Annotated in this window: 17 protein-coding genes, 1 tRNA gene and 1 other RNA gene; 8 read left to right on the top strand and 11 right to left on the bottom strand. The window is 63.4% G+C overall.

Features of this window, described 5'->3' with window-relative positions:
* Positions 1–7 precede the first annotated feature (7 nt).
* Entirely contained in the window at positions 8–1459 is a 1452-nt protein-coding gene (locus tag L1277_RS04250) for a hypothetical protein (protein WP_253375079.1), read from the bottom strand.
* A gap of 181 nt (positions 1460–1640) precedes the next feature.
* Between L1277_RS04250 and L1277_RS04245 the strand changes: the two genes are divergently transcribed.
* A complete protein-coding gene (locus L1277_RS04245) occupies positions 1641–2351 on the top strand; it encodes a DUF4191 domain-containing protein (RefSeq protein WP_253375078.1) in 711 nt (236 codons plus the stop codon).
* A 23-nt stretch (positions 2352–2374) separates the two neighbouring features.
* Here L1277_RS04245 and L1277_RS04240 read toward each other — a convergent pair whose 3' ends face one another.
* Entirely contained in the window at positions 2375–2803 is a 429-nt protein-coding gene (locus L1277_RS04240) for an RDD family protein (protein ID WP_253375077.1), read from the bottom strand.
* A gap of 138 nt (positions 2804–2941) precedes the next feature.
* Between L1277_RS04240 and glnA the strand changes: the two genes are divergently transcribed.
* Positions 2942–4366 carry a type I glutamate--ammonia ligase gene (gene glnA, locus L1277_RS04235; protein WP_253375076.1) on the top strand — a complete coding sequence of 475 codons (1425 nt, stop codon included), beginning with the start codon at positions 2942–2944 and terminating at the stop codon, positions 4364–4366.
* A gap of 95 nt (positions 4367–4461) precedes the next feature.
* On the opposite strand, the gene L1277_RS04230 is transcribed toward glnA, so the two are convergent.
* The gene (locus L1277_RS04230; protein ID WP_253375075.1) at positions 4462–7455 is read right to left on the bottom strand and encodes a bifunctional [glutamine synthetase] adenylyltransferase/[glutamine synthetase]-adenylyl-L-tyrosine phosphorylase; all 2994 of its coding nucleotides are present in this window, start codon (positions 7453–7455) and stop codon (positions 4462–4464) included.
* 21 nt (positions 7456–7476) lie between these two features.
* Positions 7477–8832 carry a glutamine synthetase family protein gene (locus L1277_RS04225; protein WP_253375074.1) on the bottom strand — a complete coding sequence of 452 codons (1356 nt, stop codon included), beginning with the start codon at positions 8830–8832 and terminating at the stop codon, positions 7477–7479.
* A gap of 115 nt (positions 8833–8947) precedes the next feature.
* Between L1277_RS04225 and panB the strand changes: the two genes are divergently transcribed.
* The gene (gene panB, locus L1277_RS04220; RefSeq protein WP_253375073.1) at positions 8948–9781 is read left to right on the top strand and encodes a 3-methyl-2-oxobutanoate hydroxymethyltransferase; all 834 of its coding nucleotides are present in this window, start codon (positions 8948–8950) and stop codon (positions 9779–9781) included.
* 6 nt (positions 9782–9787) lie between these two features.
* On the opposite strand, the gene L1277_RS04215 is transcribed toward panB, so the two are convergent.
* On the bottom strand, positions 9788–9976 hold the full coding sequence (locus L1277_RS04215; protein ID WP_253375072.1) for an SPOR domain-containing protein: 189 nt from the start codon (positions 9974–9976) through the stop codon (positions 9788–9790).
* Positions 9977–10011: 35 nt separating this feature from the next.
* Between L1277_RS04215 and map the strand changes: the two genes are divergently transcribed.
* Both map and ppgK read left to right on the top strand, forming a co-directional pair.
* Positions 10012–10893 (top strand): type I methionyl aminopeptidase, encoded by an 882-nt coding sequence (gene map, locus L1277_RS04210; protein ID WP_253375071.1) that lies wholly within the window; start codon positions 10012–10014, stop codon positions 10891–10893.
* Positions 10890–11657 (top strand): polyphosphate--glucose phosphotransferase, encoded by a 768-nt coding sequence (ppgK, locus tag L1277_RS04205; protein ID WP_253375070.1) that lies wholly within the window; start codon positions 10890–10892, stop codon positions 11655–11657. The genes map and ppgK overlap by 4 nt, the downstream gene beginning before the upstream one ends.
* A gap of 6 nt (positions 11658–11663) precedes the next feature.
* On the opposite strand, the gene rnpB is transcribed toward ppgK, so the two are convergent.
* The 6 genes from rnpB to L1277_RS04175 form a co-directional block, all read right to left on the bottom strand.
* Positions 11664–12027, bottom strand: an RNA gene (rnpB, locus tag L1277_RS04200) — RNase P RNA component class A.
* Between the two features lie 43 nt (positions 12028–12070).
* Complete coding sequence (locus L1277_RS15750) at positions 12071–12808, bottom strand: zinc ribbon domain-containing protein (protein WP_253375069.1); 738 nt, start codon at positions 12806–12808, stop codon at positions 12071–12073.
* Positions 12809–12861: 53 nt separating this feature from the next.
* Positions 12862–13680 carry a Nif3-like dinuclear metal center hexameric protein gene (locus L1277_RS04190; RefSeq protein WP_253375068.1) on the bottom strand — a complete coding sequence of 273 codons (819 nt, stop codon included), beginning with the start codon at positions 13678–13680 and terminating at the stop codon, positions 12862–12864.
* A 65-nt stretch (positions 13681–13745) separates the two neighbouring features.
* Positions 13746–14516, bottom strand: a complete 771-nt coding sequence (locus L1277_RS04185) for a hypothetical protein (protein WP_253375067.1) — start codon at positions 14514–14516, stop codon at positions 13746–13748.
* Positions 14517–14872: 356 nt separating this feature from the next.
* Positions 14873–14948 (bottom strand) — tRNA-Val (locus tag L1277_RS04180).
* Between the two features lie 73 nt (positions 14949–15021).
* Positions 15022–15495 carry a peroxiredoxin gene (locus L1277_RS04175; protein ID WP_253375066.1) on the bottom strand — a complete coding sequence of 158 codons (474 nt, stop codon included), beginning with the start codon at positions 15493–15495 and terminating at the stop codon, positions 15022–15024.
* A 255-nt stretch (positions 15496–15750) separates the two neighbouring features.
* Here L1277_RS04175 and aceE point away from each other — a divergent pair, with 255 nt between their 5' ends.
* The 3 genes from aceE to L1277_RS04160 all read left to right on the top strand — a co-directional run bounded on the left by aceE (position 15751) and on the right by L1277_RS04160 (position 20705).
* Positions 15751–18477: a pyruvate dehydrogenase (acetyl-transferring), homodimeric type gene (gene aceE, locus L1277_RS04170; protein ID WP_253375065.1), complete on the top strand. Its 2727-nt coding sequence runs from the start codon at positions 15751–15753 to the stop codon at positions 18475–18477.
* Between the two features lie 17 nt (positions 18478–18494).
* On the top strand, positions 18495–19691 hold the full coding sequence (locus tag L1277_RS04165; protein ID WP_253375064.1) for a CdaR family transcriptional regulator: 1197 nt from the start codon (positions 18495–18497) through the stop codon (positions 19689–19691).
* Positions 19692–19790: 99 nt separating this feature from the next.
* Positions 19791–20705, top strand: a complete 915-nt coding sequence (locus L1277_RS04160) for an ACP S-malonyltransferase (RefSeq protein ID WP_253375063.1) — start codon at positions 19791–19793, stop codon at positions 20703–20705.
* The last annotated feature ends 20 nt before the right edge of the window (positions 20706–20725 follow it).

Raw genomic sequence — 20725 nt, 5'->3', positions numbered from 1 at the left:
ACAACAGTTATCCCGGCACCGCAAGGTCCCGGACCCGCCAGCCGGTGGTCGTCTTCATGATGAGGACGAGCACCGGCTGGCTTTCTTTGCCGCCGGGCTTAACCCGAAAAAGCGCAGCATGCCCGGTGCGTTGCAGCAGCTCCGCCTGGGCCGGCTCGATCGGCAACGGGAGAAACGTCTCGCCAGACACATCCATTGCGTGCTGGTCCGTTGCCTCGGCCGCAGAGTTGGGTTCGTCCACGATATTCAGGCACCCATCGTTGCCGCTCTGCAGGCAACGGGATCGCAGGGCAAGCAAACCCACGAGCGCGGGGATCGGGTCGTCCGACTCAATTGCCGTTGTCTCCGCGTTCGTCGCTGCGACGTTCGCTACAGGTTCGACATTGCTCCCCCGATCGGCGGCGTTCGTGGGTGTGTCGGCAGCCGGCACAAGCGCAAGACCGCCCCACACCGCCACCATGGCAACCGCCGTTCCGACAATGAGGACCGCTGCCCGCCCCCGAAGAGTGCGGGCGAGCCAGCCCCCAATACCGGCGAATCGCGATCTGAGGTTGTCGCTCATCGAGAAACCACCCACGGCCTCCGCCCAGGATCCGAGTCCAGCGAGGAACCGCGGTACTCGATCGCCGGCGTCCGCTGTCCCTCGGTCTTCTCGTGTGCGCTCCCGCAGAATGTGGAACGCAGCCACCGGTGATTCCGCACGAGTTCTCACGTCGGCCGACTCTGCTGCGAACGAAATGGGCGCGGGCTCCGCGAGTGCAAAGAGCCGCAGGTCGAGTTGGGTGAAAAAGTCGGGTGTCAGCCGAGGGGCGTCGCTTCGCTCGAGCCAGCGGAGGAGCGCCTCGACCGGCTCGCTCCCTGCGGCGTCACTCCGACCGAGCACGAGGCTGATGAGCTTCCTGAGGTCTGCGAGGTCACTCTCCTCGGTACAGGCTGGTGCAGAAGACATGGTGTCCGAGAGCAGCGTCACAAGCGGTCGGCCATCCGATGTGAACGCCACAGTGGCGGGTGAGAGGCCGCCGTGGGTATATCCCTCACGATGCAACGCATGGATACCCGCCGCCACGGGAGCGAGGATCGTCACCGCCTCCCCCAGGCGCACCGCTGTCCGCAGGTCGAACAGCTCCGCGAGGGTACCGTGCGTTCGCTCGGTGATCAGCACCACGGCACCGCTGCCGTCGGTCGCCACGTCGAGGGCTCGCTGCAGAAACGACGACGAAACGCTCAGCATGGCGGGCGGAATGGCGGCGGCGCCGACCTCTGTGAACCTGCTCAGCGTCACAGATCCTTCGAGGGGCGTCGCGTCCTCCGGATCGTGCCCGGTGCCGTGGCCACTTGGGCTGGCCACCCACGACGTTACTGTCGCGTTGTGGCTGATAATCCGTACGAGCCGAAAGCCGCACAACTCTGTCTCGGGGAGAGATGCTACCGCCGCCGTTGCCGGCCCAGGATTCTTCACGTTCGTCGCCTTTCGCGGCCCGTGCCTGAGATTGTTCCAGACACACTCTGAGCCCCGTGACGCGCCCCGGTCTGTTGTGAGCAACCCGCGGCGGTCAGGGAACAGTTCAGGAAATGCCCGTTCGCGGTGAGCGCGCAGTCCGGCACATTCGAGGGGTCCGGATGCCGGTATCCTTGAAGGCATGGCACGCAAAGAAAAGCCAGCTAAGGCTGCGAAGGAACCAGGCCGCTTGAAGCAAATGTGGCAGGTGTTCCAAATGACCCGCCGCTACGACAAGACAGCTGTCTGGTGGATCCTCCTCGGATTCGTCGGAAGCATTGCGATTTCCGTCGTGCTCGCCTTCCTGATCTCCGGCGGCAGCGTCTTCGGCATGGTCCTCTGGATCATCGCAGGCGTCCTCGCCGGTATCCTCGCGGCCATGATTATCCTCGGCCGCAAAGCCGAAAAAGCCGCATACAGCCAGATCTCCGGTCAGCCTGGTGCTGTGGGGGCGGTGTTCCGCAGCTCGCTTCCGCGTGGATGGCAGGGTAGCGAAATGCCCGTAAATGCAAACGCGAAGACGCAGGATGCCGTATACCGCGCGGTCGGTCGCGGCGGTGTCGTTCTGGTCGGAGAAGGCCCACGCTCGCGCGCATCGCGTCTCGTTGAAGACGAAAAGCGTAAGGTGAACCGCGTTCTTCCGAACGTCCCGGTTACCGTGTTGTTCGTTGGTCCGGACGAGGACTCTGTGCCGCTCTACAAGCTCACTCGTTCGGTCCGCAAGGTGAAGCCGACCCTGACCAAGCCTGAGACCCTCGCGGTAATGAACCGTCTGTCCTCGCTCAGCTCCACCGGACTTCCCATTCCGAAGGGTGTCGACCCGTTCAAGGTGAAGCCGCAGCGCGCCAGGTAACTTTTCCTGAGCCGCACACCCTCTCAGGCGCGGATAAGTACCGTTCCCGCCACCTTGTCGTGGAAACCGCGCTGGTCTGAATCCCAGACCAGCGCGGGCACCACGATCACGAGCAGAAGCGTGCGTACGAGCGGCCGCCACGCTCCCACCCAGCCACCCGTCACACGGATGAGCCGCAGCCCCCAGAGGCGGTGGCCGAGGCTTCCGCCGAGTGTGGGCAGGAAAACGATCTGCATGATCGCGAAAAGTGCGGTGTTCGCCCAAGCTTCAGAGCTGAAGAACATCGCCGACACCAGCATGGCCAATCCCCAGTCCACGACGAGCGCGCCGATGCGACGTCCCGCACGGGCAACGCTGTGCTGCCCACGCTCGGGAAGCCCCAGACGCTCCCCCGGGTATCGGCTCGGCGCAATGTCGCCGGATGAAGCTGGAGGTCGGGTGTTCGCAGGCATTGTTAAATCCTACGGGCCACGAGACGTGTAACATGCCAGAAACATGGGTGTCACTGGCGGGTAACCCCGGGTGCATACCCTTCAAGAGGCTGCAGGTTGCAGTCTTCTCGGTACCAACCTTCTTTTGGAGTTCTCCATATGTTCAGCGATTCATCCGAGGTGCTTAAGTTCATCAAGGACACCGACGTTAAGTTCGTCGACATCCGATTCACCGATCTTCCCGGTGTTCAGCAGCACTTCAACATCCCGGCATCGACAGTCGACGAGGAGTTCTTCACGGTCGGACAGCTGTTCGACGGATCGTCGATCCGGGGATTCGCGAGCATCCACGAGTCGGACATGCAGCTGATCCCCGATGTGACGACGGCGTACATTGACCCGTTCCGCATCGAGCGCACGCTCATCATCATCTTCGACATCTACAACCCCCGTAATGGCGAGATCTATGCGAAGGACCCGCGCCAGGTGGCCAAGAAGGCTGAGAAGTACCTGGCTTCGACGGGAATCGCTGACACCGCGTTCTTCGCGCCTGAGGCAGAGTTCTACATCTTCGACGACGTACGCTACGAGATCAACCAGCACTCCAGCTCCTACTCGGTCGACTCCAGCGAAGGCGCCTGGAACTCCGGACGTGAAGAGCCCGGCGGAAACCTCGCCAACAAGACGCCGTACAAGGGTGGCTACTTCCCCGTCAGCCCGGTCGACCAGCACGCTGACCTGCGCGACGACATCTGCCTCAAGCTCTCCGACGCCGGCCTGATTCTCGAGCGCAGCCACCACGAAGTTGGCACCGCAGGCCAGGGTGAGATCAACTACCGGTTCGACACGATGACCCACTCCGCCGATGACATCCTGAAGTTCAAGTACATCGTCAAGAACACCGCCCACCAGTGGGGCAAGACGGCCACCTTCATGCCGAAGCCGCTCTTCGGCGACAACGGCTCGGGTATGCACGTCCACCAGTCCCTCTGGAACGGCGGACAGCCCCTGTTCTACGACGAGGCCGGATACGGCGGACTGTCCGACGTTGCCCGCTGGTACATCGGTGGCCTGCTCAAGCACGCCCCTGCTGTGCTCGCGTTCACCAACCCGACCGTCAACAGCTACCACCGGCTCGTGCCCGGCTTCGAAGCTCCGGTCAACCTGGTGTACTCCGCCGGTAACCGCTCAGCATCGATCCGCATCCCGATTACCGGAACGAACCCTAAGGCCAAGCGCATTGAGTTCCGCGCCCCCGACGCCTCGGGTAACCCGTACCTCGCCTTCGCCGCTCAGCTGATGGCTGGCCTCGACGGAATCAAGAACCGCATCGAGCCGCACGAGCCCGTCGACAAGGACCTCTACGAGCTGCCCCCCGAAGAGGCGAAGAGCATCCCGCAGGTGCCGTCGTCACTCGAAGGCGCACTCCAGGCCCTCGAAGCCGACCACGACTTCCTCCTGCAGGGCAACGTGTTCACACGCGACCTGATCGAGACGTGGATCGACTACAAGCGTGAGCACGAGATCAAGCCGCTCGCGCAGCGCCCGCACCCGTTCGAGTTCGAGCTCTACTACGGCGTCTAAGACCCGCATCACTACTGGCCGTGCCCTTCGGGGTGCGGCCAGTTGTGGTTAACGCGTTCCGACCGCTCCTGCACCGACCTGGCCAGCGCTGAGCGTTACGGGTTCCCGTAGAAGTTCTTCTCGAAGACGCTCCGTGCGCGCCTCGTGACAGCGAGATAATCTTCCTCGAGCTGCGCCGCCGACCCCGGCGGGTACTCGAGCACGCGGGCGATGCCGTCAAGCTGCATCCGATCGCTGGGGAGAACGTCTGTGGTCTTGTTCAGCCACAGCGTCATCGCAGAGCGCAACCGAGATGCAAAGATCCACGCCGCACGCAAGCGTTCTGCGCTCTCCACCGTAACGAGGCCGTTCTCCTGGGCAACACGCAGCGCCGTCAGAGTGCTCGTCGTTCGAAGACCGGGAATGCGGGCTCCGTGTTCCAACTGCAGGAGTTGGACGAACCACTCCACATCGCTGAGAGATCCGCGACCGAGTTTGACGTGTCGAGACGGGTCGGCACCCTGCGGCAGCCGCTCATTCTCGACCCGAGCCTTAATGCGTTTCACTTCCCGCACGGCCGCCTCCGAAATTTCGGAGGGATAACGGATGCCGTCGGCGACCTTCTCGAAATCGGCAATTAATTCTGCGTCACCAGCGACGCCCTGGGCGCGAAGGAGCGCTTGCGCCTCCCAGGTCAACGACCAACGGGCGTAATAAGCGCGATACGAGTCCAACGAGCGGGAAACCGGGCCGTTCTTGCCCTCCGGGCGCAGACCGATGTCGAGGTCGAGCGGGAGCCGGTGATCTTCGCTCAGGCGATTGAGTTCAGAGACGATGCGGTTCGCTGCTTTGTGGGACTGTTCGTTGTCGAGCCGCGTGGCCCGATAGACATACATGACGTCGGCGTCGGAGCCGAAGCCGAGTTCCGCTCCCCCGTATCGTCCCATGCCGATCACCGCGAACTCAAGGTCTGCCTCGCCGACCCCGTCCGCCCGGCGGATCAGGCGGAGAAGGCCTCGAATCGTTGCCGTCGTGATGTCCGTCAACCCCGAGCTCAGCTCGGGGAGCTCGGTCACGCCGAGCACACCACCGAGAGCGAGCCGGAGGATCTCACGCCGACGCACGCGACGGATGGCCTGCGCGGCCGCCGCGTCGGTGTCGTGTCGTGCCAGGATCGCCCGCATCTCGTCTTCAATTGCGGTCAACGAGCGCGGGTGCAGGTCCTTGTTATCTGCGAGCCAGGCCGCGGCCTCCGGGATCTGGTCGAGCAGCTCTCCGATGAAGCGGCAGCCCGACAACACCCGTGTCAGCCGTTGGGCGACTCCGGACGAATCGCGGAGGGTGCGGAGGAACCAGTGGGTGCCACCGAGCGACTCACTCAGCCGGCGGAAGGCAATAAGCCCGTAATCGGGGTCGGCGCCGTCGGCGAGCCAACGGAGCATAACGGGAAGGAGGTGACGCTGGATAGTCGCCCGGCGGGAGACGCCGGCGGTCAGCGCAGCGATGTGTGCGAGGGCGCCCTTGGCGTCGCGGAAGCCGATGGCCGCCAGGCGCGCTTCTGCCTGGGCCGAACTCAGGGCAACCTCTTCCTCGGGGAGGGCAGCGACCGCCGCGAGCAACGGACGGTAGAAAAGTCGCTCGTGCAGGCCACGCACCTCGTGTTTGATGCTCTCCCAACGCGTCACCAGTGCGTCGGCGTTGGGAGCGAGCGTCGACGCGCGGGCCAGTACGCGCAGCTCGTCCGTGTCCTGCGGCATGATGTGCGTGCGCCGGAGGCTCGCCAGCTGGAGCCGATGCTCAAGCACGCGGAGCATCCGGTAGTCGGCGGCGAAGGCATTCGCCTCTTCCCGGCCAATGTAGCTGTTGGCGCTCAGCGCCTCGAGGGCGCGGAGGGTTCCACGTTGCCGCACCTGCTCATCAACCGCGCCGTGCACCAGTTGCAGGAGCTGGACGGTGAACTCGATGTCACGCAGTCCGCCCGGTCCGAGCTTGATTTGGTAGTGCACCTCTTCAGCAGGGATATTTTCGGTCACGCGTTCACGCATCCGCTGAACAGATTCGACGAAGTTTTCCCGGGCCGCACTGGACCACACCAACGGCGCAATCGCCTCGACGTACCGTTCGCCTAGCGCCAGATCACCGGCGAACGCACGAGCCTTGAGGAGCGCCTGGAATTCCCAACTCTTCGCCCACCGCTCGTAATAGGCGAGGTGCGATTCGAGGGTGCGAACCAGAGCGCCCTGCTTGCCCTCGGGCCGGAGGTTGGGGTCGACCTCCCACAGTTCGGGCTCGATTCCTGCCTGGCCCAATCCACGCATGGACAGCATGGCGAGCCGGGTAGCGATATCGATTGCGCGCGGGTTCGAAACTCCGGCGTCCTCGGAGCCTTCGGCTACAAAGATGACGTCGACGTCGCTGACATAGTTCAGCTCGCCCGCACCGGCCTTACCCATCCCGATCACGGAGAAGCGGGTGGCTCGCACTTCGCCCTCACCGAAGACCATCGGCCCGTTGCCGGGCTCAGTAACCTGCCGTCGCGCCACCGCGATGGACGCTTCGAACGCAGCAGCCGCCGCGTCGGACAGGGCGAGAGCCACGGCATCGAATGCCGAGACCGGGTCCTCGGACCGAAGGTCGTGAGCCGCGATCCGGGCGAGCCACCGGCGATACCGTACCCGAAGGCGCGTCCAGCCATCCTCATCGGAATACTGCGCAAAACCGTCGACGGCACCGACAGCGTCCAGAAGGCTCTCGACGAGCTCCGCCCGGGTCGGAAGGCGCCGCGGGCGATCGGGAAGGCGCAGGAGCTCGTCCGGGTGACGGTGGAAGAAATCCGCCAGTCCGGTCGATGCACCCAGGATACGGACGAGGGTCTTGGTGCGACCGGCACTCGTGAGCACCTCGCCGAGCCGTTCAGGGTGCGCTCGCCCGAGTTGCACCAGACCGGCCAACGCCTGATCCGGGTCCGCTGCGCGACCAAATAACGGCAGCAGCTCGTCCTGGTTCACCAAAACCGTCGTCGCCAGCTCATCGAGGAGCGCGCGAACGCCGCTCAGCCCGGCGAAACCGAGCCGAGCGAGTTCACTCAGCGTTGTTTGATCGCGGCGCATTCGAAAGGTGGGCGTTGCGGCTTAGAGAATCTCGATGTTTTTCTCGAGTTCGTACGGCGTGACCTGTGCGCGGTATTCCTGCCACTCCTGCCGCTTGTTGGCCAGAACGTAGTTGAACACCTGCTCTCCCAGCGTCTCAGCCACCAACTCGGACTCTTCCATCAGCTGGGTGGCGTGGTCGAGGCTCGCCGGGAGCGCCGAGTAGCCGAGGGCACGGCGCTCGGAGTCACTCAGGCTCCACACGTTGTCTTCGGCCTCGGGCGGCAACTCGTAGTTCTCCTCGATGCCCTTCAGCCCTGCGGCCAGCAGCAGCGAGTAGGCGAGGTACGGGTTCGCAGCGGAGTCGATCGCACGATATTCGACGCGAGCGCTTCCGCCCTTGTTGGGCTTGTACAGCGGAACCCGAACGAGCGCTGAGCGGTTGTTGTGTCCCCAGGTGACGAAGCTCGGAGCTTCGGCCAGGCCGTTGCGACCGACCGTGCCCCACAGCCTCTTGTATGAGTTCACGAACTGGTTGGTTACCGCGGTGATCTCCGGTGCATGGTGCAAGAGTCCGGCAATGAACTGACGACCGATCTTGGAGAGCTGGTACTGGGCACCGGCCTCGTAGAAGGCGTTGTTGTCGCCCTCGAAGAGTGACATGTGCGTGTGCATGCCGGATCCGGGCTGGTCCGAGAGCGGTTTGGGCATGAACGTCGCGTAGACGCCCTGCTCGATTGCAACTTCCTTGATCACCGTCCGGAAGGTCATGATGTTATCGGCTGTGGTGAGAGCGTCCGCGTAGCGCAGGTCGATCTCGTTCTGGCCGGGGCCCGCCTCGTGGTGGCTGAACTCGACGGAGATGCCGAGGTCTTCCAGCATGCGAACTGAGCGACGACGGAAGTCGTGCGCCGTACCGCCGGGCACGTTGTCGAAGTAACCGGCCGAGTCAACGGGCACGGGGCCTTCCTTGCCGAGCTTGGCCGATTTGAGCAGGTAAAACTCAATCTCCGGATGCGTGTAGAACGTAAATCCGCGGTCGGCGGCCTTAGCCAGCGTGCGTTTCAGCACGTTCCGCGGATCAGAGACAGCTGGAAGCCCGTCAGGGGTGGTGATGTCGCAGAACATCCGTGCGGTTGGGTCGATCTCGCCACGCCAGGGAAGAAGCTGGAACGTCGTGGGGTCGGGTACCGCGAGCAGGTCCGATTCGTACGATCGGCTCAAACCTTCAATGGCTGAACCATCGAAGCCGAGGCCCTCAGCGAATGCGCCTTCAACTTCAGCGGGAGCAATCGCCACCGACTTGAGAGTGCCGACGACGTCGGTGAACCACAGTCGCACGAACTTGACTCCCCGCTCCTCGATCGTACGAAGAACGAAGTCGCGCTGCTTATCCATCCACTCCCCTTAATTGTCGTGCGTTAGCTGCCCTCATAGGCTATCCGTTCCAACGCCCTGACGCTGGCAGGCTGACGCCATATTCGACGGCGCGCCGATCGCTAGACTGGCGGGCATGAGTGAGCCAATGAAGCCAGCGCCGTCGACAAGCCCTGCCCGCGTGCGCACGAGGCACTTCCAGCGTGCCAAAGACCAGGGCATCAAGATCACCGGTCTCACCAGTTACGACATGCTAACCGCGTCGATCTTTGACGAGGCTGGCATCGACTTCCTTCTCGTCGGAGACTCAGCGGGCAACACCGTCCTCGGTTACGACACCACGTTGCCCGTCACAGTCGATGAGCTCATTCCCCTCACCCGTGCCGTCGCCGGAGCCGCTAAGCGCGCCCTTGTCGTCGCCGACATGCCTTTTGGGTCATACGAGAACGGGCCCGAAGACGCGCTTAAGACGGCGTTGCGGTTCATGAAAGAGACCGGCGCACAGGCCGTAAAGCTCGAGGGCGGCGAACGCAGCCACGACCAGATTCGCCGGATCGTCTCAGCCGGCATTCCCGTCATGGGCCACATCGGCTTCACCCCGCAGAGCGAACACGGCCTCGGCGGGCACATCATCCAGGGTCGCGGCGACGCGTTTGACCAGCTGATGCGCGATGCGCGTGCCGTGCAGGACGCCGGTGCCTTCGCGGTCGTCCTCGAAATGGTGCCTGCTGACGCCGCCGAACGCGTGACGGCGGAGCTCGACATCCCCACCATCGGAGTTGGCGCGGGCCCGCACGTCTCAGGGCAGTTGCTGGTCTGGACCGACTTCGCCGGCCTGACCACCGGACGCATCCCGTCCTTCGTCAAGAAGTACGCCGACATCCGCGGTGCCCTGACCGACGCCGTTTCCGCGTTTCGCACCGAGGTCGCCGACGGCGTCTACCCCGGCGAAGAGTACAGCTACAAGTAAGCTGCGTCAGCGGCCCTCTGCGGCGTCCTCCTCAGCCCACTTACGGCTGTTCTCGCGCAACTTATCGAGGGCATGCCGCGCTTCCGCTTCGGTCTCGAAGGGGCCGGCGCGGTCAACGGATGGCGATTGGTAGCCCCGTTCAACCTGCCCGGTCTTCATGTTGTACCAATATTGCTTCGACGGGTCTTCAGCCATGAGCTGCCTCCTCCTGCATCGCTAAGCTTGATCCTATGCCCAAGGACATGAATGGCCACCTGATTCCCGGCGTTCGCTCTCCCGAGCGTCAGGTCCCCCCGCGCATTCCTCGACCCGAATACGTGGGCAAGAAATCCCCGGCGAAATACACCGGAACCGACGTCTATTCCCCTGAGGACATCGAACGTATCCGCCGTGCAGGACGAATCGCAGCGGATGCCATCGCACTCGTCGGCGAGAACGTCCGGCCCGGCGTCACAACAGATCAGCTTGACGAAATTGGGCACCGGTACCTCATCGACCACTATGCGTATCCATCCACCCTCGGCTACCGCGGGTTTGCCAAGTCCCTCTGCAGCTCGGTCAACGAAGTCGTGTGCCACGGAATCCCTGACAACACCGTGCTCGACGACGGCGACATCATCAATATCGACATCACCGCGTTCGTCGACGGCGTGCACGGAGACAGCAACCGCACGTTCATCGCCGGGGAGGCTCATGACGACGTGCGCCTGCTCGTGGAGCGCACAGAAGAGTCCCTCCGCCGCGGCATTAAGGCCGTCGCTCCCGGGCGCCAGGTCAACGTCATCGGCCGGGCCATCGAGTCGTACGCAAAGCGATTCGGCTACGGCGTCATCCGCGACTTCACCGGCCACGGCGTCGGTCGTGCCTTCCACTCGGGCTTGATCATTCCGCACTACGACTCCGCGCCCCAGTACGACACGGTAATGGAGGTCGGCATGGTCTTCACGATTGAGCCGATGCTCACTCTGGGCACGCACGAATGGGACATGTGGCCCGACGACTGGACAGTGACCACGAAAGACAAGAGTATGACGGCCCAGTTCGAGCACACGCTGGTCGTCACCGAGACCGGTGCAGACGTCCTCACCCTTCCGACGGGAGCACACGCATGATCAGCCCATCGACCGCCGTCGGCATCGATATTGGCGGCACAGGCATCAAGGGCGCTGTCGTCGACCTCTCGACCGGCACGCTCGTCACCGACCGCATCAAGCTGCCCACCCCAGCTGGTGGCTCCCCCGAGGGCATCCTTGAGGTGACCGCAGCGCTTTTAGAGAAGCTGCAGCCGGGATCGGACGTCCCGGTCGGCGTCACCTTCCCGGCCGTCGTGAAACACGGCGTCACCCTGTCGGCAGCGAACGTTTCGAAGAAGTGGATCGGTCTGCAGGCCGAAGAACTCTTCGAGCAGACGCTCAAGAGAGACATCACCTTCGTTAATGATGCGGATGCCGCCGGTTACGCAGAAGCGCAATTCGGCGCGGCTCAGGGCATCGAGGGCGTTGCCCTGATGACAACCCTGGGCACGGGAATTGGCACCGCAATTTTGCACAACGGAGTTCTCGTACCGAACGCCGAACTGGGCCACCTGGAGGTTGACGGCGTCGATGCCGAGACGCGTGCATCCAACGCTGCTCGAGAGCGTGAGGACCTGTCCTGGAAGGAATGGGCCAAGCGACTGCAGACCTTCTACTCCCGGTTGGAGTTCTACTTCTCCCCCGACCTTTTCATCGTCGGCGGAGGCGTCTCCAAGCACCACGAGCACTTCCTGCCGAGGCTGTCGCTCAACGCGCCGATCGTGCCGGCCGTGCACCGCAACAACGCGGGCATTTTAGGGGCTGCGGCTCTGGCGGTGCGCACAATTCCGCCGCTGAGCTGACGGAGGTGAATGGGCCGGCTGATACGCCGGGTTCTGTTGAGGTGCGTGTGCACCCTGGACGACCATCTGTCTCGAGACTGCGTTGCCACAGCCTTCTAGCGGCCTACCCGAGGACGGGACGAGCAGCCCCATAGTCCTCTGTTCGACCTTGCTCCGGGCGAGGTTTACCGAGCCGGCCGAGTCACCTCGGCCGCTGGTGGTCTCTTACACCACCGTTTCACCCTTACCTGGCACTTGCGTGCCCGGCGGTCTACTTTCTGTTGCACTGTCTCGCGGGTTACCCCGGGTGGGTGTTACCCACCACCCTGCTCTGCGGAGCCCGGACGTTCCTCGGCGCCATTACTGGCGACGCGGTCGTCTTGCCGACCCATTCACACGTCGAGTTTACCTGCCGTCTGGCAGCGGAATGTTCGCTACCAGAGTCCGGACTCTTCGGTGCGCACCATAATGGCACCGCACTCAGGGCACTCGAGCACCTCGTCGATCTCGGCCGAACGCACTTTGACCAGTTCGTTGCCGGTCAGTGACATGGTGCACGCGCCACAAGTGCCAGCCCGGAAGAGGGCAGCGCCGGTGCCGGTCTTCGCCCGCAGTGACTCGTACAGGCCGAGCAGATCCGGCGTGACCGAGTCCTCGAGGAGCCCGCGCTGTGCGGTGAGCGTTGCACGCTCGGATGCCAGTTCGTCAAGCGCCGCACGACGGCGAACGGCGATCTCCTCCAACTTCTCGGCGAGGTCGTTGTCGAGGTCACGGGTGGCCGAGAGCTGGGCTTCAGCAACCTCGACACGTTCCATGACGACGAGCTCCATGTCTTCGAGGTTGGTCTTCCGCCGGTAGAGCGACTCCAATTCTGCCTCCAGAGCGGCGACGTCCTTCATACTCGACGAGGTGTTCACTCGCTCGGTGTCCCGCGCGATCCGGGCGTCGACGACGCCCGCGTCCGACTCGAGCCGGCCCAGCTCGGTCTTGGCATCCTCGAGCTCACCGAGGTCAGCAGCGAGCCGGGCGCTGAGCTCGGTGCGCTTCTTGGTCACAGCGGCGTGCTCAGCGAGTTCCGGCAGGTTCTTCTCCCGGTACGCAACCCGGGCAAGCCCAGAATCGATGGTGTGCAGTTCAAGCAGTTTCTTCTGCTCGGCGAGGTTAGATTTCACGTCGGTTCCCTTGTGATTCTGACTTTGGAGTTGTGGTGGCTGGACGCGGCGCATCACTGGGTGACGACGAAGTCCCAGGGGTCTGTACGGATCTCGCTTACCTGGACACTCAGGTCAGGAAGCCGTTGCCGCAATTGTTCGGCGGCGACGTCAAGCCAGAGCCATTCGCTGGCCCAGTGCGAGACATCAATGAGTGCGGGGCCTCGACCAAGGCCGGCCTGCTCGCGGGCTTCGGATGCAGGATGGTGCCGAAGGTCGCTCGTGACATAGACGTCTGCGTGAGTGACGGCATCCGTTGATAACAGGGAATCACCGGCACCACCGCACAGTGCGATGGTCTGGACCATGCTGTCGTAGTCGCCGGAGACGCGGATGCCGGTGGCCGTCGCGGGAAGAATTTTGCCGAGCGCCTGGGCCAGGTGACCGAGGCTCAACGGTTCGGTGAGGCGGCCGACGCGGCCGATGCCCGCTTCGGGGTCGGTGTGGGGGACGATCGGGGCGACGTCAACCAGGCCGAGGCGTTGGGCGAGGACGCCCGAGGTTCCATCACCGACAACATCAGCGTTGGTGTGTGCGGCGAGAAGTGCACAGTTCCCGCGGATGAGGCGGGTCAGAATCGATCCCTTGTAGCGGTCGGCGGCAATGGAGGTGACGCCGCGAAGCAGCAGTGGGTGATGCACCAGGAGAAGATCGGCTCTGCTATCGAGCGCTTCGTCGGCGGTCTCGGCAACGGCATCGACGGCCAGGAGCACGGTAGAGACCGAGTCGTCTGGGTGCCCTGCGATCAGCCCGGAAGCGTCCCAACCCTCGGCTCCAGCGATGGGCCACAACGACTCAACGGCGTCGGAGACCTCGCGAAGTGAATATGGCACAAGGCCAGCCTACAGAAAGCGTGATGCTTTCCGGGCCGGCCCTTTACCGAGAGGATCGTTCTGACTTAGTACCAGTTGACGGACTGCGAGTGCGACCATGCCGAGCACGGAGAACCGTAGGCGCGCTGAATGTAGTCGAGCCCCCACTTCACCTGCGTTGAGGCGTTGGTTGCCCAGTCGCTTCCGGCCGATGCCATCTTGCTGCCCGGGAGTGCTTGCGGGATGCCCGTGGCGCCGCTCGATGCGTTGCGGGCGGTGTAAGACCAGCCCGACTCCTTCTGCCAGAGCTTGTCGAGGCAGGAGAACTGCGCGTCGCCCCATCCGTAGGAGGACTGGGCCATTGAGCGCGCGGTGGCACGAGCGCCATCAGGCGTGTTGGCAACGCGCTGGGCTTCGGCAGCTGCTGCGGCGGCCGCTGCGGCCTGGCGGTCGGCCTCGGCGGCGGCGGCCTGCATCTCAGCGGTCGTGGCCTGTGTGGACGCGGCGAGGGCGAGCACAGTGTCACCATCGTGGCTGGCATACGACGAAAGCGACGCCACGCTGGCGACGAGCGGAGTGGTGTCGACCTTTTCCTGCACAGCAACGATGACCTGGTTGGCCTCGGCCAGTACGGCTTCTGCTTGCTTGTTGGCTTGAGCTTCCGACACGGTGTCCGCCGTCGCGGTCAGCGCGGCCGCGAGTTGGGTTCTCGAACCCTCGATCTTCTCGCCGGTGGCAATGGACTGAACTCGAGCGATGTTGGCCTGGATCGTCAGGAACGACGCGAGGGCGACGCCGACGACAACGAGTGCTGCAATGAGAATTTGGGCGCGGGTGAATCTTTTGAGTATGAGCATGATTTCCGGGATTGTGCCGGCGCGCGTCAGCTCGCACGGGGCGTGAGCCTGGACACAGCGGCACCGCGCTCACGAGGGGCGGTGGCCTGGTCGTCACGAGTGGGGCACATGGGCTCCGCACTCTGCGGCTACGTGGATGACTTTCGATGTCTGGACGACGCGAGAACTGCCCGCGTCACGCCTGCACATTCGGGCACGCAGGCGACTGATCACCCCAGTATGAAAGGTTCGCCTGAAAAGAACCTGCCCTAACCCTGTGCAAGTCGTGTGCACGTCGTCGCTGAGACGACGCAGGGCATGTCGGCGAAATGCAGAAAGACCGATTCGCGGAGCGCGAACCGGTCTTTCTGAGGTGTTGGTGGGCCCTACCGGGATCGAACCGATGACATCCACGGTGTAAACGTGGCGCTCTACCAGCTGAGCTAAAGGCCCTCACTGCGCGAGGCAGCGTGATCATGTTACACAGTTTTCACCGCCGACTCGAAACAGCGGCGCTGCCCAGTATTCAGACCAGTTGGTGCTGAACGCTCTCAAGAGCGGTGCGGTAAGCATCCAGAGAACGCGGCTCGCCCGGCGCCGTGATGAAACTGGCCCGAATGATGCCGTCGATGTCGATGAGGAAGGTGGCGCGGTTTGCGAAGCCTTTCTCGGGGAGGAAGACGCCGTACTCCTTGCTGACCTGACCGTGTGGCCAGAAATCGGCGAGCAGGGTGAAGTCGTAACCTTCTTCCTCCGCCCACGCGCGGAGTGTGAACTTCGAATCGACAGAGATTCCAATTAATTCGACGTTGCCGTTTTGGAACAGAGCGAGGTTGTCCCGGAGCTCACACAACTCACTCGTGCAGCGCCCGGAGAACGCTAGGGGGAAGAAGACGAGTGCCACGGCTCGTTTGCCGCGGAAACTGCCCAGTTGCACCGTCTCGCCGAACTGATTGACGAGTTCGAAGTCGGGGGCTCGAGTGTCGTTCTCGAGAGCCATAGCGCCGCGTCCTTTCAGGCCAGTGCCTGGTTTCACGCGCGAGAGGCCCTCACGCGAATCAGTGACACATGCTAGACCTCCCGGTTCTCAACTCCAAAGTCACTGCGGAATTCACGCACTGCAGCACAATGTCACCCTTTGGCTTTCTAAGTCGCTAGGCTGATCTGAGGTGCCTGCGCGTGTCGTAACCCGACCCTGTCTGACATTTGCACCTCGGAAAACCAGGCACGATCTGCCCATACAGAAAGGTCGACGGTGACTGTAAACGACCAGGACCCCTACTCGGTTAACAACTTCGACGCTGATCCCGAAGAAACCGCAGAGTGGCAAGAGTCGCTTGATCAGCTCGTCGCAACCCACGGCCACGGCCGTGCGCGCGAAATTATGCTGAGCTTGCTCAAGCGTTCCCGTGAACTGCACCTCGGCGTTCCGATGGTGCCGACGACGGATTACATCAATACGATCGCGCCGGAGAACGAGCCTGAATTCCCCGGAAACGAGGACATCGAGCGACGCTACCGCGCATGGATCCGGTGGAATGCGGCCATCACGGTGCACCGCGCACAGCGCCCCGGGATTGGTGTCGGTGGACACATCTCGACGTACGCGTCGTCCGCGGCGCTCTACGAAGTCGGGTTCAACCACTTCTTCCGCGGCCAGGACCACCCCAGCGGCGGCGACCAGATTTTCATCCAGGGCCACGCCTCCCCCGGAACTTACGCACGTGCCTTCCTCGAGGGCCGTCTGTCCACCGACCAGTTGGATGGGTTCCGCCAGGAAAAGTCGCATGCTCCGCACGGCATCTCGTCGTACCCCCACCCTCGGCTCATGCCAGAGTTCTGGCAGTTCCCGACCGTCTCGATGGGTCTCGGACCGATCAACGCGATCTACCAGGCACAGACCAACAAGTACCTGACCAACCGCGGCATCAAGGATGCCGGTGACCAGCAGGTCTGGGCGTTCCTCGGCGACGGCGAGATGGACGAGGTCGAGAGCCGCGGACAGCTCCAGGTTGCCGCTAACGACGGACTCGATAACCTCAACTTCGTCATCAACTGCAACCTGCAGCGGCTCGACGGACCGGTCCGCGGTAACGGCAAGATCATCCAGGAGCTCGAGAGCTTCTTCCGCGGTGCCGGCTGGAACGTCATCAAGGTGGTCTGGGGCCGCGAGTGGGATGACCTGCTCGCCCGTGACTCAAGTGGAGCCCTGCTCAACCTGATGAATGTCACGCCTGACGGTGACTACCAGACCTACAAGGCCGAGAGCGGTGCATTCGTCCGTGAGAACTTCTTCGGTCGGGATGAGCGTGCGCTCAAGCTCGTGGAGAACTATTCCGACGAGCAGATCTGGAACCTCAAGCGCGGTGGCCACGACTACCGCAAGGTGTACGCCGCCTTCAAGGCTGCCTCGGAGCACAAGGGACAGCCGACGGTCATCCTCGCGAAGACGGTCAAGGGATACGGCCTCGGCCCGTCCTTCGAGGGCCGCAACGCCACGCACCAGATGAAGAAGATGACGCTGGACAACCTCAAGATGTTCCGTGACGAAATGCGCGTCCCGATCACGGACTCACAGCTCGAGGAGAACCCGTACCTTCCGCCGTACTACCACCCCGGTGCGGACGACGAAGCGATCCAGTACCTGCACGAGCGCCGGCGGGCTCTCGGCGGTTACGTTCCCGAACGCCGGTCGAAGTACACCGAGATCCGTCTTCCGGAGGACTCGACGTACGCGATCGCCAAGAAGGGGTCCGGCACCCAGGAGATCGCCACCACCATGGCGTTCGTTCGACTGCTCAAGGACCTCATTCGCTCGAAGGACTTCGGTAACCGAATCGTCCCGATCATCCCGGACGAGGCTCGAACCTTCGGAATCGACGCGTTCTTCCCGACCGCGAAGATCTACAACCCGAACGGCCAGCACTACACTTCGGTTGACCGTGAACTGCTTCTCGCGTACAAGGAAAGCCCGCAGGGCCAGATCCTGCACGTCGGCATCAACGAAGCCGGCGGAGCAGCTGCGTTCACCAACATCGGAACGTCGTACTCGACACAGGGTGAGCCGCTGATTCCGATCTACGTGTTCTACTCAATGTTCGGTTACCAGCGCACGGGCGACGCCTTGTGGGCGGCCGGTGACCAGATGGCACGAGGCTTCATCATCGGAGCGACTGCCGGACGCACGACACTGACCGGTGAAGGTCTCCAGCACGCTGACGGTCACTCACCCCTGCTCGCATCGACCAACCCGGCAACGATCACCTATGACCCGGCATACGGCTACGAGATCGGGCACATCATGCGCGCCGGCCTCGAGCGCATGTACGGCGGGGCGCACGAAGACCCCAACGTCATGTACTACCTCACGGTCTACAACGAGCCGATCGTCCAGCCCGCCGAGCCAGAGAACCTGGACGTTGACGGACTGCTTCGCGGAATCTACAAGCTCAAGGGTGCCGAGACTGAAGGGCCACGTGCCCAGCTTCTCGCCTCGGGCGTGTCTGTCCCGTGGGCTCTTGAGGCGCAGCAGTTGCTGGCCCAGGACTGGGGCGTTTCCGCCGATGTCTGGTCGGTGACGTCATGGACTGAACTGCGTCGAGACGGTATTCGCGCTGAGGAGCACAACTTCCTCAACCCGGATGCTGAGCCTCAGGTGCCGTACGTCACGGCACGCCTGAAGGATGAACAGGGCCCCTACATTGCGGTGACTGACTTCATGCACGCTGTGCCGGACCAGATCCGCCAGTTCGTACCCGGCGACTTCGCAACGCTCGGCGCGGACAACTTCGGATTCTCTGACACCCGCGCTGCGGCTCGTCGATTCTTCAAGATCGATGGACCTTCGATGGTCGTTCGTACCCTCGAGATGCTCGCCGCCCGCGGCGAGGTCGACGCGTCGCTGCCCGGCCGTGCCATCGAGAAGTACAACCTTCTCGATGTCAACGCGGGAACCACCGGCAACGCCGGTGGTGAGAGCTAAGAATCCGCACGCCGCCCGTGCCACGCTCTAAAGGCGAGACGCTCGCTTGGCTTCGACGACTGTCTGGTGAGCTTGCCACCACAACGTTGAAGCAACTCGAGGACACGCTGCCCTGGTATGCAGAAATGCCGCCAGGGCGGCGGTCCGCGGTTGGCCTCGTCGCCCAAGCCGGTATTACCTCGTTCATCGCGTGGTTCGACGACCCCAAATCGACACCGTGGATCGCCGCGGATGTTTTCGGCGCCGCGCCGCGTGAGCTTTTGCGTTCGGTGAGTCTTCAGCAGACGCTTCAGCTCATCCGCGTCACCGTCGAAGTCGTCGAAGAGCGCATCAAGGACGGCGGTGAGGATCTTCGCGAGGCGATCCTGCTGTACTCGCGCGAAATCGCGTTCGCAGCTGCGGACGTCTACGCCCGCGCTGCCGAGGCCCGTGGGCTGTGGGATGCACGGCTTGAAGCCCTCGTCGTCGATTCCATCCTCTCGGGTGAAGCCGATGACGAACTGCCGAGCCGCATCGCGGCACTCGGCTGGCACGGTCACGGCGAGGTGGCTGTTCTCGTTGGGACAACTCCGCCGCAACTTGACGTTGACCAACTACGTCGCACCGCCCGCCACATGGCTGCCGACGTTCTGATCGGAGTGCAGGGCGGACGTCTCGTCCTGGTCATCGGTCGGGCTGAGACCTCCCATGGCGTCGACGATGAGGAAATCGGAACGGCCGCTTCGCTGAGTTTCGTTGAGATCGCGACGCACCTCGAGCCCGGATTCGGTTCGGGCTACCTCGTGCTCGGCCACGCGGTCCCGACCCTTGTCGAAGCGTCAAAGAGCGCCCGAGCGGCCCTCGCCGGATTTGCCGTAGCTCGGGCATGGCGCCACGCGCCACGGCCCGTCCAAGCCGACGACCTGTTGCCGGAGCGTGCCTTGGCTGGCGACGCCCTTGCCCGCACCACCCTCATCGAGCGCATCTACAAACCGTTGCAGGCACACTCGACCGAGCTCGTCACGACCCTCTGGTGCTACCTCGACAACGGTCGGTCGCTCGAGGCGACCGCTCGAGAGTTGTTCGTGCACCCCAATACCGTTCGATACCGACTGAAGCGGGTGTCAGACGTCATTGGGTGGGACGCGACCGGTGCTCGTGAGGCGCTGATTCTTCAGGCGGCGTTGATCCTTGGATCGATCGCTGAACCGGACGGGTTCAAGCGCCGTCGCTAGACATCCGCTGATGGCTATGTGGGACATGCACAAGCGAATGGGCCATTCTTGTGCTGTGTTCGACACAACTCGAGGTCACTGTGTTGGCAGACTAGTACGGTGATCGTTATCGTCTGCCCTGGCCAGGGCTCCCAGACCCCCGGTTTCCTGTCCCCATGGCTGGAGAACAGCGACTACCTCCGACTCGTGGAGCAGTACTCCGAAGCGGCCGGCCTCGACCTCGTGAAGCACGGAACGGAATCCGATCAGGACACGATTCGCGACACGGCGGTCGCCCAGCCGCTGATTGTGGCCGCTGGCCTGCTCACCCTGCGCGCACTCGCCGACGCCGGGTCCCCCGCGACCGCTCCCGGTATTGCCGGTCACTCAGTCGGTGAGATCACCGCAGCCGCCGGCAGCGGCATCCTCACTGAAACCGACGCCATGCGATTCGTTGCAGCCCGTGCCACCGCGATGGCCGCTGCAGCAGCGACCACCCCGACCGGCATGAGCGCGGTCCTCGGCGGCGACGTCGACGCACTCCTCACCCGGCTTGAAGATCTGGGACTCCAGCCCGCAAATTTCAACGGTGGCGGCCAGATCGTGGTTGCTGGCGCGCTCGATGCGCTTGCCCAGCTCGCCGCAGAACCGATTCGAGGAAGCCGCGTTATTCCACTTCAGGTGGCGGGAGCATTTCACACCCGATACATGGAACCGGCTCGCGAATCGCTCGCATCCGTTGCCGCCGAACTGACGGCATCCGACCCCGAACTTCGCCTGTGGACGAACAATGACGGAAGCACCGTCAACACCGGCGCGCGTTTTGTCGAACTGCTCGTCGAGCAGGTCGCTTCCCCCGTACGCTGGGACCTCTGCATGGAGTCCTTTGCCGCCGATGACGTCACGGGCATCGTCGAGGTCGCCCCAGCTGGGGCGCTCACCGGCCTCGCCAAGCGCGGCCTCAAGGGAACACCCGCCGTCGCCATCAAGACGCCGGCCGATATTCCGGCCGCGCTCGAACTTCTTTCCGCCTAATCAATCTCCGCTATCGAGAG

The sequence above is a fragment of the Okibacterium sp. HSC-33S16 genome (assembly GCF_024171565.1).
Lineage (GTDB): Bacteria > Actinomycetota > Actinomycetes > Actinomycetales > Microbacteriaceae > Mycetocola_A.
The sequence above is the reverse complement of the archived record's forward strand: the minus strand, read 5'-3'. Positions and strand labels throughout refer to the sequence as shown.